Below are 13,165 nucleotides of genomic sequence, written 5' to 3'. Positions count from 1 at the left end.
ATTTAAGTGCGCTAGTTTTAATGATAATGTTTTCTAAATGCAAACTGCAAATGCAGTAATCTAAGTTCTATTCTAAGACTACCGGGTAAAATATTTTTCAAAAATCGCCATAACAGGCTACGTGCTACAGGTACCTTTACAGCAGATTTTTCACTTAGCTGCAATGCTCTTTTGGCCGCTCTACCTTCGCCAGAGAGGAGGAGCCTTGCGGCTGTTGACTGTGCCTGCTGTCCGATTTCCTGCTGGATAGCGTATTCAGTGAATTGTTGCTGGTAGTTTTCGAGCAATTTAAGCCTGTTTAGCCAACCTAAGGTTTGATCGCTGCTGGCAGAATTAGCCGTTCTGAAAGCAATGCTGAGCACTTCTTCAATTACATAGAATCTGACAGCCTTTGAGGCAAGACGAACATGTAAATCTGCATCTTCCCATATTCGCAGGTCACTATTAAATCCACCAACTTCTGTAATCTTACTTTTTCTATATAAGCCATTAATGCCGCCTATAGGATGTGAGATTGTATATTTTAGCGGATCATGATTGATCTGCGAATTGTCGTATTTCCAGTTCATTACCAACTCGTTTGTAAGTCTGTCCCGCCAGTCAACATTGCAAAGTATAACGTCGTGCTGATCGATCTCCGCTAAGACAGCGGTTTTAGTAAGGTAGGAGGGAACCATAGCATCATCGATATCATGAAAATGAATCCAATCATGTGACGCATGTGTTACTAACATATTTCTGGCATACGCCGGGCCCATATTCTTTTCACCTGAGATCACCCTATGCCCCTTAGACATAAGAAGGTTTTTGGTTTGATCTGTGCTGGCATCATCATAAAATATTACTTCGTCAAATGAACGATCCAGCAGCGATAGATTCATTAAAAAGCGATCTATATAATTCGCTGCATTAAAGCAAGGTACAAGCAATGAATAACGCCCCGTCAAGAAATATGAGTTAAAATGTGAACAAACTGATTCAGCTTCCGCCAGATTTTCTGCGAAAAAATAAGGTAATTCCAATTTTTGACGATGCCATGTGCAGATGCGCTGCAGATTAATAAATGATCATTTCTCCAGGCACTGTCCATTGACGGGTTCGATGTCTTCGCCAAATCATGCACGTTTGCAGTTGACAAAGGTGTTGCGACCAATCTTTTTTTCTTACCATGGACCATTCTTAGCCATAATTCGTAATCAAGTGAACATTGCAAATCTTCCCATATGGGCTGGTGGATGCTCTTTTTCCAGAAGCAAGAGGGCTGAAATAATCTGGATACCCGGATGAAACGATCGATAAATCGTTCCACTTTAATTAATTCGTCGCGCTGTTCCTGAACATAACGGTTGATCCCATATCCATAAACAAAGTCTGCATTTGTATCTAAAAATTTGTTGATAACGACACTAAAAGCATTGAGGCTATAAAAGTCATCACTGTTAATCCAGGCGAAATAAGCACCTGATGAGATGCTGAAACCCTTATTAATGGCGTGCCCTTGCCCATTGTCTTTTACGCTTCGCCAGTAACTTATCCAAGGGCTATACTTTTCAAGTATATCTTTGGTATGATCAGTACTGCCACCATCCATGACAATGTATTCCAGGTTTGGATAATTTTGAAGTAGCACAGACCTGATAGTCTGCTCCAGAAATGCACCTTGATTATAAGATGGAGTAACAATGGTAATTTTAGGCCAGTTAGCTTTCTTTTGAAATACTTCTGCGTCGGTTTGTATGGTCCAGGGCCATCCAGATTGATCAATATCAGGAACAGGAAGTACGCCTAATAATCCATTGGGTTCGGTAGGAACAACATGCAATGGGATTTCAACACCGGCCTTTAATAACGATGCCCGGTATAACTTTAGATCAGGTAAATTGATAGAAGAGGACACGTATTAATTTTATCTATTTGATGAACGGCTGCCAAGTTGCCCAATCATATTTTTTATAAGCATGACAGCCAAAAGGCAATTTGTCACCTAATTTACGTAGTGATTTTGCAGGTTCAATTTCTACAGAAAATTTCAATGCAATCTCGTCTGAGGGTAACCTAATAAGGGGTGAAAAGATATTTCCCCAATATCTAAAAAAACCGTCTTCATTATTCGGACCCCATTTTTTCACAAGCTTACGGCCGATTTTTAAGAACCAATAGCATGTCCTCGTTTTCCTTAAGGACAATCCACCGTTGCCAACGTTCTTGATTTTTTGGTTAAATATCTTTAAAATTTTGGCGTATCCTTTCAGAAATTGAACCTGCCCGGTTGCGTTTTCATGTGCTTCATTTGGAGCGCCGATAAAATCGTAATTTTCCCTACACCAATATAGCAAGTCGTCCCTAAAAACATAGGCATCCAATTGGTGTATGAGGATAAATTCGTAGTCTAGAAATCTCTTGTAAAACCCTGGAGAAAGCATCAATTGATTGTAGCCGGAAATATCACTGAAGTATTGATCGCCAAATTTATAAATTGAATAGGCTTCGTTGCGGCAAAATTGTCTGTAGAATGAGAAGTCTAAACACTCGGGTGCGATAAAAATTATAGGGTGCTGATGCAAAATTTTAAAAGCCTGTTTTAGAGAACTGATCTCGTCTTCATCCAAACTGTTTTTATAGATCGGAATTATAACAGCTACTTTATGCTTTTGCGCCATTCCCGTTTCTGATTAATCTTCTGATGATGCCTTTTATCTGCTGCCAACGGAATTCCCTGGACGGCGAGATAATTATCTGGTAACGCTCTAATGCATCAGCTTTTTTATGTTCAAAAACGCTGTGCGGATGACTGGAAATCTTTAAATGGTGCTGTGCCATTTTAGATTGCCCGGAATTTTCGTCCAGGGTATGTGTCGCATCTTTGCCGAATCCGATATTAGATATCAAATTGTGCCAGGGTGTGATGCTGAGGCCTTTATTTTTCCATATCCAAAACATCCATTGGTAATCCCAGGTATCAAATCCGTTTTGTATCAGATGAAAGTTCTGGATCCAGCGCTGCCGCTCGCGCTTTTGAGAGAATGTGGAACTTACAACGTGTTCAAATTGTTCGCTACTTATCCCCGTTAGCTCTATATGATATAAATCCCATGCTCTTCGCCATGTTGCCCATCCCCATACGTGAACATACTTGGAGAAATAGTAGTCGTTAGTATCCAACGGCTTCGGTTGAAAACTGCAGCCATTAATCATCATTACCTTAGCGTTTGATTGGTAACGTTCAAGCATTTCCGCGCTGAACTCAAAGAAGCTCTCGTTTGGCAGGCAGTCGTCTTCCAGTATAATACCACTTTCAACATGCTCAAAAAACCAATTGATGGCAGTTGATACCGCGTATTTTGTCCCAACGTTATGCTCATTAAATCGCAATTCAACTGTACATTCCCAATCGATCAGCTTAACAATCTCCCTAACCTCGGCGCAACGTAGTTTGTCAGTTTCGTTTCCAGCTCTTGGCCCGTCGGCCGCAATATAGAGCTGAGTCGGTTTTTGTTTTCTGATCTCCGCAAATACAATGGCGGTCTGCTCAGGTCGGTTAAACACTAAGAAAAGTACGGGTGTGTTATAACTCAAACTAATCGATCTTTACACTCTGTAACAAAAAATATTGCACATAAAGTCCATATCATAGAATATCTCCCTATTGATGAAAGGGAATTTCTTGGGGTAGGCTTGCTGTATATAATACCTGAAGCCGGCTCTCTTTAAGTGAGCCAGTATTGTGTCCAGTGTTTGTTCCCCGTCCATAAAGGAATGGTATTCTAAAAAGAGGAATTCTACTCTATTGAGTTCCTCTGCAAGATCGGGGATTAGTGCTGTTTCGTGACCTTCAATATCAATTTTTAAGAACTCTATCTTTTCATGTTCTTGCAGAATAGTTTTCAGTCTTACTGCTTTCACCTGACTGGATGTATGATTTGCTGTATGCGCAACAACTTTTCCAGAATGTCCACCCTCCAGCCAAAAATCTAACATAGCATCAACATCTGATACTGCTTTATTTTCACAGTTCACATCCTTGAATCCAAATGACCTGACATTTGCAGAAAGTGCTGCATATATATTGGGATCTGGTTCAAAAGCTATTATTTGAGCGTTCGGATATTTTAATTTGAAATAGATGGTGGCGAGACCGATGTTAGCGCCACAGTCGATAATCAATGGAGAAGGGGTATGGCTTTCAAAATTGTAAATCTCATCGATAAATATTTCATGATAAGATCCAAGAAATGTGTCTGCGTCCACTACGGTGAAAGATTTTTTTAAAAAGCTAAATGTTGCTGGTTGGTAGCGATCAAGTTTTTTAAGCATGCGCTGATCTTTTGCAGGAACAACTTTATCAAGCTCTGATACCCTGAATACCTTTTTGTAAATTTTTGCCGGTATATTTTTTATATTCATTTGCTGGGGTAAGTTCCTTTGCTGTTAAGAAAGGATCTTTTTTAAAACTTCAAGGTATCCATGGCCATACTTGCGGTCAGGTTCCAGATAATTTCCTTCTGCCCATTCATTCCATGATTTTACAAATAATAACTTTTTGTCTTCTGGTTTAGACGATAGTAATTGAATGGCGTTTTTCAAATGTTCTTCAAAGAGCTGGGGTGTTGAATGATGAAAAACCATGCCATTGATTCCTGAACGCGCTGTGTTATCCCAATTCGGAATTACACAAGGATATGCATCATAGTCAAATGTTTTTTTAGAGGTTAAAAATGGTATAACATCTTCATAATTATAAGTTTGAACAGGTTTTTTACGCAGTTTTCTATAGGCCCTGGTAAGCCATCCCTTTTTAATGATTTGATTTTTGTATTTTCTGTAAATGATGTTTTTTGTTGGCGGTAACCCTCGATATAAATTCCCTACCAATACAAGATTAACCGCGTCGCACCCGTGTTGTGTGGGATCCCAGTCTTCATAACCAGTATTTGCTACAATATAGAGTCCTTTCAGTCCATTCTGAATAGCCAATGACCTGAAGAGATTTGTAAAATAGTTTATGTCTGGAATCTGCTCTGGCGCATTGATGCAAAAAAGCGGCTTGCCATCAACAAGAATGTAACGCCTGTCACGAAAGGCTGTCAGCAAGTAATTAAAATAATCAATGTAATCCTGCTCCCCAGGATAAGTCTGTTCGATAAGGATCTGATCAGGATTTCCGTGCCATATGCCTGACCAGGTTTCGTTGGCCCAGGCGAGACAAAATGGAAAATCCGGATGACCACTTGCTATCACTTCTGTTATTGGTCTTTCCAGGATCTTGCGGCCATTACCGAACCAATAGTGCCAATAGCAAAATCCTTCAATGCCATATGCAGCAGCCATTGCTGCTTGCGCTTCGCGAATCTCGGGCACTCTTAAATCATAAAACCCAAGATCAGCAGGAAGACGAGGTTGATAATGACCTTTAAAAAATGGTCTGGCCTTTGTAACGTTGGTCCATTCGGTAAACCCTTTTCCCCACCATTTATCATTTTCTGGAATGGTATGGTACTGGGGTAAGTAGAATGCTATTGCACGTGCTTTGTACTCAGACATTTTTGTTGACAACGGCTTTAAGTTTATGATAGGATTTAACCAGTATCGGTGGGCATAATAAGATCGTTAGTTTCTTGACGAAATGCTGCTTTTTTATTGGTTCGATTTTCCTGAGCTTATGTTTAGCAATAAGCGTATAAAAATTGTCGTCAAGGAGCTTTTGATTACGCATCATGCTATTGTTATGCAGCCTGATCAAAGTGTAGCTATATAAATGATAAATATGGTGAAATCTGTACCCCGCATAGTTACATCTTAAATGAAAATCCCAGTCTTCAAGTGCGCTAAGTGATTCGTCAAAATAACCAATACCATCGAAGAGTTCGCGTGGATAAAGCGGAGCTGAGATAACAAAAGGATTTCGAGAGATTAATAGTTCGTGTTGACGCTCAATTGTATCTGACTTCTTTATTTCAATGTGGCCGACAAAATTATCACGACCAATGATCCTCGGCGACTCAGGACTTCCGTCTTCAAAGTAGCGCATGCTGGAATACATAATGACCTGCCCGGTCGCTGCGTCAGAACAATAGTATGCAACAGCATTTTTTAACTTATCCTTTTCAAGGAGATCATCGGCATCCAATAACTGAATATAAACACCGCTGCTGTTTTTAATCGCCGTATTTCTTGATGCAGACAGACCTTGATTTACAGTCTCCATGTAAATAAAACGAGTATCCTTTTTTAAATAGCTGTCGGCGATGAAAGAGGTCTCATCGGTAGATCCATCATTGATAATGACGCATTCCCAATTTGTATAAGATTGCTGTAGAATGCTGTCTAATGTATAACCAAGAAAGATTCCTTGATTATAGCATGGAACTATGATGGATACCAGTGGAAAATCAGCTGCCAAGTGTGGGTAGTTTATAAAGTACTGCAGCAGCAGTAATCGGGTTATTAATAAACATTTTTTAAAATGGTATTATTGATTAGTTTCCTTATCAGCTTAAATGGTAGGAAATAACTCAGCAAATAAGGTAAAATATATCGATTTGTTGGCCTGAGCCCACTAATCAGAATTCGTAACCGCGAAGTCGATGCATCAGTTGAGTTGTAAAGCCAATATTTGATCTTTTGAAGCAGACTCCGATCAACTGATTCTGCGTACTCTGGATGAGCGTGCAGAAATTCTTTAATAACTAATATTGTGTCGTACAACACCCGTCTGTCGCCCTTTGTAAGTGACTCATCATGTATGCGGTACGCGGATAGCGGTTGATCAATTGATTTGAACGAACAGCCTGTATTAAGTAATTGCAACCAGAGATCATAGTCTTCGGCAATATAAGAGCTCTTAAATCCCTCTGTTTTGAAATATGCATTTTTCTTTAATAATACTGTCAAAGTGGGAATCCTATTTTGTGTCAGAAAAGATTTTATACCTTCCGGGCCATAGTATTCTCCATGAACTATGCCGATGTGTTCTCTGGAATCAGAATCATATGTTTCAGAGAACATGAAAGCATCAGTAAATAATAGGTCGACACCACTGTTTAGCAAGCCTGTTACAGATATTTCCAGTTTGGATGGGAGCCAAAGATCATCAGCATCTAAAAATGCCAATAGATCTCCGTCACTAATTTTAATCGCACTATCACGCGCTGATCCAGGGCCGCAGTTTTCTTGGTGTAAGTATCTAATTCTTTCATCCTGCGCCATCTTTTGTTTCACTATATCTGATGTCGTGTCAGTTGAACCGTCATCAATAACTATCAACTCCCAATTTTTAAAGGTTTGATTGATTACACTATCAATGCTTTTTTCAATATGTAATTCAGCATTGTAAGCAGGCATAATGACCGAGACTTTACTCATTCCTTCTAAAAAAAACGGTATTGACAGTCTTCGCTATCATCGTGTAGTTTACGCTATTCATATACAACGTTAATTCGCTTTCAAAGGATTCTTTTAATGTCGAAAAGAGGTTCTCAGTAAGGACGAACTGAGGGCTGTATTTTATCCAGTTGTTCGACTTTAGGACCTTGAGATCATACCCTTCGACGTCTATATTCAAAAAGTCAATATGCGTAGTACCAAGTTTGGCTAGGTGGTCATCTAGTATTCGTTCAAGCGTTACAGTATGTAGTTTTACTTTTTTGATAAGCTTTACGTCGGGATAATTTAGAAATTCAGCAACATTTTTTTCATCGAAGGTGTTGAGCTCCGGTTTATTGAATATGTGGAAATCAAATTCTCCTGCTAAGTCTGACACCGGTTGCTCAATGTTAATGTCGTATGGTCTGATTTTATTAAATTGCTTCATAGAATCAGGTTGGGCATCTATGTTAATTCCCCTCCAGCCTTTTAAATAAAAATAATAGGTATTGCTTATAAAGGTGGGATGATGAGCCCCAACATCGATATAAATTCCATAGCTTTTTTGGCCGATAAACCTTTCAAGTAGCCTGTCTTCTCCTTCCTGAGAAAATATCAAAATGCTTGACGAATGCGCATAATTTACTATCCTTCGTTTCAAGAAACCAGGAATAATGGCTAATAGACAATTAATCAATAAAGTTTTCAAATCCAATTACCTTTGATGAGAAACGTTAATTTCGATGTTTGGTGCCCATGATGTTGATTTGGATAGAAGTTGCCAGGTTCCACAACTAATTCTGCTAAAGGATCCTGTGGGTGGTCTGAGATCTGCGATCTGACCTTTATAAGCCCTCTTATGTGATAGATTCGATTACTTAAATAGTTACCCTCGAATTTAAATAATATAGTATGTACGCCTGGTGATAAGTCGTAAGTCCGGCCTTGAAAACTGCTGTATAGCACCGAATGCATTGTGTCCTGATCGTCATGGACTGAAAACCCGATGTCAATGTCTTTACTATGTGACTTAACATCGATCAAAAATCTAAAATATAGATCATCACCTGTCGTTACATAAGGATGTTTTATTCCGTATTGATCAACAATATCTAAACCTAAAAATATGACTTCGCCACTTCCCGTTCTCTGAGTATTGGTATTAAGTATTTTAAGATTAGGCGTGTATGATTTGTGATACTGGTCAACAATCACCTCTGTGACATCGTTCAGTGCAATAATACCATTGTTTAACAAAAGACTATTCCTGCAGAGGTTTCGGATCGCCGTCATGTTATGACTTACAAATAAAACCGTTCTTCCTTCCCCCTTACTTACATCGTTCATTTTGCCCAAACATTTCTTTTGAAATTCCGCATCCCCAACTGCCAATACCTCGTCAACAACTAAAATCTCAGATTCCAGATGAGCGGCAACGGCAAATGCCAGGCGAACATACATTCCTGATGAATATCTTTTTACGGGCGTATCGATATAGCGCTCAACTCCAGAAAAATCTACAATTGCGTCAAAATGTTTTTTAATCTCGGCTTTGCGCATACCCAGAATGGATCCATTCAAGTAGATGTTTTCACGTCCGCTCAGTTCAGGATGAAACCCGGTACCTACTTCAAGCAAGCTGGCAACTCTTCCCTTAATTTTAATGGATCCTGTTGTTGGCGCGGTTACGCGACTCAGGATTTTCAGCAATGTGCTCTTCCCGGCACCGTTTCTACCTATTATTCCTACAGCATCTCCTTGCTGCACATCAAAATTGATGTCCTTTAAACTCCATACAATATCGCTGGTACCTCTAATGCTTCTATCATTGGTTTCCCCAATCCTCATAAATGGATCTTCTTTACCGCGAACTTTAGCCCACCAGCGCTCAAGATCTCTGCTTATTGTTCCTGTGCCAATTTCACCGAGTTGGTATGCTTTAGATAAATTCTCAGCTTTAATTACAGTACCCATTTTATACAGTATCGATAAATGTGCGTTCAACGCGATTAAAAATAATTATACCAGCCAACAGGATCAGCGTTGTAAATAGTGTCGTAATGCCAAGCGATAGTAAAGTAAATGTTCCCTGACCTAAAAACCCGTATCTGAATGCTTCGATCACAGACGTCATTGGGTTGTAAGAAACCAACCATACATAAGCCGGATATTTTTCCTTTACTACAGATAATGGATAAATTACTGTGGTTAAATACATCATCAATTGAATTCCAAACGTTATCAAGAAGCTAAGGTCACGATACTTGGTCGTCAGTGCAGATATGATCATGCCCAATCCCAATCCCAGCATGGCCATCACCAGCAACAAAAAAGGAAAAAGGAATAAATAACCATTTGGATGAAACGTTGCTCCTTTAAACCAATATATGCTCATCATCATAAAGAATAGCAGCATTTGTACCGCAAACCGAATCAGATTGGATACAACTATACTCAGCGGTACAATTAGTCTGGGGAAATAAACCTTACCAAACAAACCGGCATTGGTAGTGAAAACTGAAGAGGTCTTTGTTAAACAATCGGCAAAGTAATTCCAAGCCGTAATACCAGCCAGATAGAATAATGGCTGCGGCAGTCCATCAGTCGGAATTGCAGCGAGGTTGCCAAAAATGAACGTATAAATTAAAGTAGTGAATAACGGCTGTATAAAGAACCATAACGGCCCTAATACAGTTTGTTTATAAAACGATACAAAATCTCTGCGCACCATCAGAAAAAGTAAATCCCTGTAATGCCAAACATCCCGCAGTTTCAGATCAAGCAGGTTGCCCTCTGGTTTAATTTCAAGATCCCAGTGTTCTTCTTCAGTCATGTGTGGGGTTTAATAAGTGTTCCACTTTAGTTTGATAGTGGTTATAATGAAAGGCATCCAGCGCCTTCTTCTGTACCTCCAATGAACGGCTTTTCTTTTTATCTGCTGTCAGGTAACCAGTAATGGACTGTTTAATTTCATTTATCGATTCAGGATTTACCAAAATTCCTAAGTCACCATCTATGAGCGCATCAGTGCTTCCATCCTGATTGCCTGCAATTATTTTACATCCACAGGCGGCTGCCTCAACGAATACTATCCCAAAACCTTCTTTGCGACTCGGTAGCAAAAAGATATCAGCCAATAGGAAATGATCTGTCAATTCCTCATCTGGTATATAGCCAACCATCACAACATGATCATCCATCTTTACTTCGGTAATGAGTGCTTTGATCCGTGCCAACTCCTGACTATCAGCTTTCCCGCCGATCAGGTATTTTAAACTTGGATAGTCTTTCACCAATGCAGGCAAACAACGGATAACCATGTCATAACCTTTATAGAGCTCGTGTGAATTTAGCCGCGTGATACTCAGTAAAATCGGTTGATCGGCTGATAAGTCATATCTTTCCAACAAATGCTCAGGCTTCTCAAATCGCTCGGGAATTTGTGTAAAAGGATCCAGGCAATTGTTCAGTACATTGATCTTATGGGGAGCAATGCCATGCTTGTCTTCCAACTTTTTTTTTGTGTACTTGCTCACCGCCCAGATCTCCACATGATGCTGTAAGAATATTTTTTTCCACCCCTTGATATCCCGCCAAACCTCTGTGCCATGGGCAAGCATGATAATTCTCTTAGACGGTGCCAGCAGTTTTACTAAAATAACAACGGGCAGCAAATGAATATGACTGAGGATAATTCGCTTACTTCTAAATGCATGCCAGGTAGCGACTACTCCAAAAAACGCTTTTCTATAGCCAAAGCCTTTAAAGTACTTTCTTGGAATATATCTTTCGTCAACATCATTACATTGGTCACAAAGGGAGAACATGCGTAGTGTTTTAGGGGTATCTTCAGGTGTCTTTCCATCCAGCAACACTTTGGCCATACTTCTGCACACTTTCTGGATGCCACCAGTCTGACTAAAAGCTTCGAGTGTAAGAAACAGCGTGTTAATTGCCATTGAATACCTGATAAAGTGCAAAGGCTTTCGACCAATGTAATTTTCCTTTTTTAAATTTAAGGATCAGTGCCTTTGCATATGCATTCTGATAATTGTCTGTATTCGTTATTTTATCATTTTGCTTCAGCCATGCCATAAACGGGAAGGTAAATCCCATCTTGGGTCTGTCCCAGATTGCTCTGGGCAATAGATTGATAAAACTTTTTATTAATAATTCCTTAGGTCGTTCCTGCTCAAACTTAAGCGCCGGGTCGATCTTCCTCAATGTACTAAGTAGATTCTGATCCAGATAAGGTAAGCGTATTTCCAAACCATGACTCATGCTCATCACATCTGTGTCTTTCAGCAGCTGGTTTTGCATGTATAAGTTTGTTTCTATCCATGAAGCCTTTTCTCCGTCCGTCATTTCTGAAAGGTCGCAAGATAGGGGTAGATCTTTGAGTAAAGCAACTACACGTTCCTCAGGCATGTTAACCAGCTTCGCAATCACATCGGGCGTAAAAAAACCGCGCAAACATAAATATTGACCTATTGGATTAGCAAAGCTTAAATAACAGAGCCTTCTGATGCGCAGTGAGGGTGCAAATTTGAGGAGCCCCAGAACGCTTTTCGGCATTTTCTGTAATAAGTTGATGATCTTCATTTTTCTGAACGAAGGATAGCCGCCAAACATTTCGTCTGCGCCAACACCAGAAAGCACGGCTTTAAATCCTAATTCACGTGCATACTTGCTGACAAACCAGGAATTGATGCAATCGTTGCTCGGCTGATCAATGGCTTTCATGATCTGTTCAAAATTCTGCTCAAAATCGTTATCCGTAACCATGCAGGTAGTATGCGCGTTGTCAAGTAAATCAGTTATGATTTTCTGATACTTCTGTTCGGAGAACTCCACTTCGTTGAAGTTGATCGACAAAGTGTGTAACTGCGAGCTGGATGCTTCTTTAGCAAGTAAAGTCAAAATGCTGGAATCTATGCCACCACTCAGAAATACACCGATTTTAGCGTCAGCTAGCAGGTGACTGCGTACTGCAAGTTTGAGGTCTTCGCTTACAGAGCGTTCAGCTATATCGTCTTCATGGATCAAAGTTTGATTTATATCCCGCTGACAAAATCTTTGTAGAGTTATACTAACTGTTTTGTGGGAAATAGTTAGAAAGTGGCCTTTTGGCAGGGACTTTACAGAATGTAAAGTTGTAAAGGGTTCAGGGATGTGGCCAAATGCCAGAAAGTACACCTTCCAGTCAGTGTCTTCTTTGAAATCGTAATCCGTTGCTTTGAAGGCCTTGATTTCCGATGCAAACACGACCCTGCCGCCAGAGTCGCTGTAATATAACGGCTTAATTCCTCCGGGATCCCTAACCAGATATGAAATACTACGTTTATGGTCGTATAGACAAAATGCAAACATGCCCTGTAACTTCCCAAAAACTGCTGGTCCCCATTTGGCAAAGCCTGCCAAAATTACTTCGGTATCAGTTCCCGTCATAAATGGATATTCGGTTAACTGAGATTTGAGTTCCAGGTAATTATAAATTTCGCCATTATAGGTAATAAGAAATTGCTTTGACGCATCTGCCATGGGTTGATGCCCGGCTTCTGTTAAATCAAGCAACGCAAGTCTACGGTGGCCAAAAGCAAAACCTATTTCGCCTAAAAAATCAATGCCTTCACCATCTGGGCCACCATGTGCCATCGCATTGCACATCATCTTCACATTAGCAAGGATTGCTTGCTGTGGTTCTGAAGGTGAAATAATCCCTGAAATTCTACACATGCTCTGGTGTCTGTATACAGCTTCGCCCTTTCAGTCACATCGACTTTTTTCAAAAGGGGCTAAACAT

13 protein-coding genes are annotated in these 13,165 nt (G+C 40.0%); all 13 read right to left on the bottom strand.

Translation table 11 applies throughout. The features are described from left to right. Positions 1–17 precede the first annotated feature (17 nt). Genes CLV32_RS10330 through asnB form a run of 13 tightly spaced genes read right to left on the bottom strand, consistent with a single transcriptional unit; the run spans position 18 to position 13,098 of the window. Positions 18–929, bottom strand: a complete 912-nt coding sequence (locus CLV32_RS10330) for a glycosyltransferase family 2 protein (RefSeq protein ID WP_262711520.1) — start codon at positions 927–929, stop codon at positions 18–20. A 14-nt stretch (positions 930–943) separates the two neighbouring features. Then, complete coding sequence (locus CLV32_RS10325) at positions 944–1,897, bottom strand: glycosyltransferase family 2 protein (protein WP_208110980.1); 954 nt, start codon at positions 1,895–1,897, stop codon at positions 944–946. Positions 1,898–1,910: 13 nt separating this feature from the next. Then, positions 1,911–2,660 (bottom strand): DUF5672 family protein, encoded by a 750-nt coding sequence (locus tag CLV32_RS10320; protein ID WP_133555086.1) that lies wholly within the window; start codon positions 2,658–2,660, stop codon positions 1,911–1,913. Beyond that, entirely contained in the window at positions 2,644–3,576 is a 933-nt protein-coding gene (locus tag CLV32_RS10315; protein WP_133555083.1) for a nucleotide-diphospho-sugar transferase, read from the bottom strand. The genes CLV32_RS10320 and CLV32_RS10315 overlap by 17 nt, the downstream gene beginning before the upstream one ends. Positions 3,577–3,588: 12 nt before the next feature. After that, positions 3,589–4,404 carry an FkbM family methyltransferase gene (locus CLV32_RS10310; RefSeq protein WP_133555081.1) on the bottom strand — a complete coding sequence of 272 codons (816 nt, stop codon included), beginning with the start codon at positions 4,402–4,404 and terminating at the stop codon, positions 3,589–3,591. Positions 4,405–4,428: 24 nt separating this feature from the next. Continuing rightward, positions 4,429–5,541 carry a glycosyltransferase WbsX family protein gene (locus CLV32_RS10305; RefSeq protein ID WP_133555079.1) on the bottom strand — a complete coding sequence of 371 codons (1,113 nt, stop codon included), beginning with the start codon at positions 5,539–5,541 and terminating at the stop codon, positions 4,429–4,431. Then, entirely contained in the window at positions 5,534–6,400 is an 867-nt protein-coding gene (locus tag CLV32_RS10300) for a glycosyltransferase family 2 protein (protein WP_166641926.1), read from the bottom strand. The genes CLV32_RS10305 and CLV32_RS10300 overlap by 8 nt, the downstream gene beginning before the upstream one ends. A 44-nt stretch (positions 6,401–6,444) precedes the next feature. Next, positions 6,445–7,362, bottom strand: a complete 918-nt coding sequence (locus CLV32_RS10295; RefSeq protein ID WP_133555075.1) for a glycosyltransferase family 2 protein — start codon at positions 7,360–7,362, stop codon at positions 6,445–6,447. After that, complete coding sequence (locus tag CLV32_RS10290) at positions 7,355–8,023, bottom strand: FkbM family methyltransferase (protein ID WP_166641925.1); 669 nt, start codon at positions 8,021–8,023, stop codon at positions 7,355–7,357. Before CLV32_RS10290 ends, CLV32_RS10295 begins: the two co-directional genes overlap by 8 nt. A gap of 44 nt (positions 8,024–8,067) precedes the next feature. Continuing rightward, positions 8,068–9,336 carry an ABC transporter ATP-binding protein gene (locus tag CLV32_RS23320; RefSeq protein ID WP_133555071.1) on the bottom strand — a complete coding sequence of 423 codons (1,269 nt, stop codon included), beginning with the start codon at positions 9,334–9,336 and terminating at the stop codon, positions 8,068–8,070. A gap of 1 nt (position 9,337) precedes the next feature. Further along, entirely contained in the window at positions 9,338–10,195 is an 858-nt protein-coding gene (locus CLV32_RS10280) for an ABC transporter permease (protein ID WP_133555069.1), read from the bottom strand. Then, entirely contained in the window at positions 10,188–11,321 is a 1,134-nt protein-coding gene (locus CLV32_RS10275; protein WP_133555066.1) for a glycosyltransferase family 4 protein, read from the bottom strand. The genes CLV32_RS10280 and CLV32_RS10275 overlap by 8 nt, the downstream gene beginning before the upstream one ends. After that, positions 11,311–13,098 carry an asparagine synthase (glutamine-hydrolyzing) gene (gene asnB / locus CLV32_RS10270; protein ID WP_133555064.1) on the bottom strand — a complete coding sequence of 596 codons (1,788 nt, stop codon included), beginning with the start codon at positions 13,096–13,098 and terminating at the stop codon, positions 11,311–11,313. Before asnB ends, CLV32_RS10275 begins: the two co-directional genes overlap by 11 nt. Between the last annotated feature and the right edge of the window lie 67 nt (positions 13,099–13,165).

It is taken from the genome of Pedobacter duraquae, assembly GCF_004362245.1.
GTDB classification, from domain to species: domain Bacteria; phylum Bacteroidota; class Bacteroidia; order Sphingobacteriales; family Sphingobacteriaceae; genus Pedobacter; species Pedobacter duraquae.
Note: the sequence above shows the minus strand (reverse complement) of the source record. Positions and strands in the feature narration are given on the sequence as shown.

What these genes read in the sequence shown, in the direction of transcription:
- CLV32_RS10320 (WP_133555086.1), bottom strand. Translation starts at nt 2,660, where the DNA reads ATGGCGCAAAAGCATAAAGTAGCTGTTATAATTCCGATCTATAAAAAC.
- CLV32_RS10310 (WP_133555081.1), bottom strand. Translation starts at nt 4,404, where the DNA reads ATGAATATAAAAAATATACCGGCAAAAATTTACAAAAAGGTATTCAGG.
- CLV32_RS10305 (WP_133555079.1), bottom strand. Translation starts at nt 5,541, where the DNA reads ATGTCTGAGTACAAAGCACGTGCAATAGCATTCTACTTACCCCAGTAC.
- CLV32_RS10295 (WP_133555075.1), bottom strand. Translation starts at nt 7,362, where the DNA reads ATGAGTAAAGTCTCGGTCATTATGCCTGCTTACAATGCTGAATTACAT.
- CLV32_RS23320 (WP_133555071.1), bottom strand. Translation starts at nt 9,336, where the DNA reads ATGGGTACTGTAATTAAAGCTGAGAATTTATCTAAAGCATACCAACTC.
- CLV32_RS10280 (WP_133555069.1), bottom strand. Translation starts at nt 10,195, where the DNA reads ATGACTGAAGAAGAACACTGGGATCTTGAAATTAAACCAGAGGGCAAC.
- CLV32_RS10275 (WP_133555066.1), bottom strand. Translation starts at nt 11,321, where the DNA reads ATGGCAATTAACACGCTGTTTCTTACACTCGAAGCTTTTAGTCAGACT.
- asnB (WP_133555064.1), bottom strand. Translation starts at nt 13,098, where the DNA reads ATGTGTAGAATTTCAGGGATTATTTCACCTTCAGAACCACAGCAAGCA.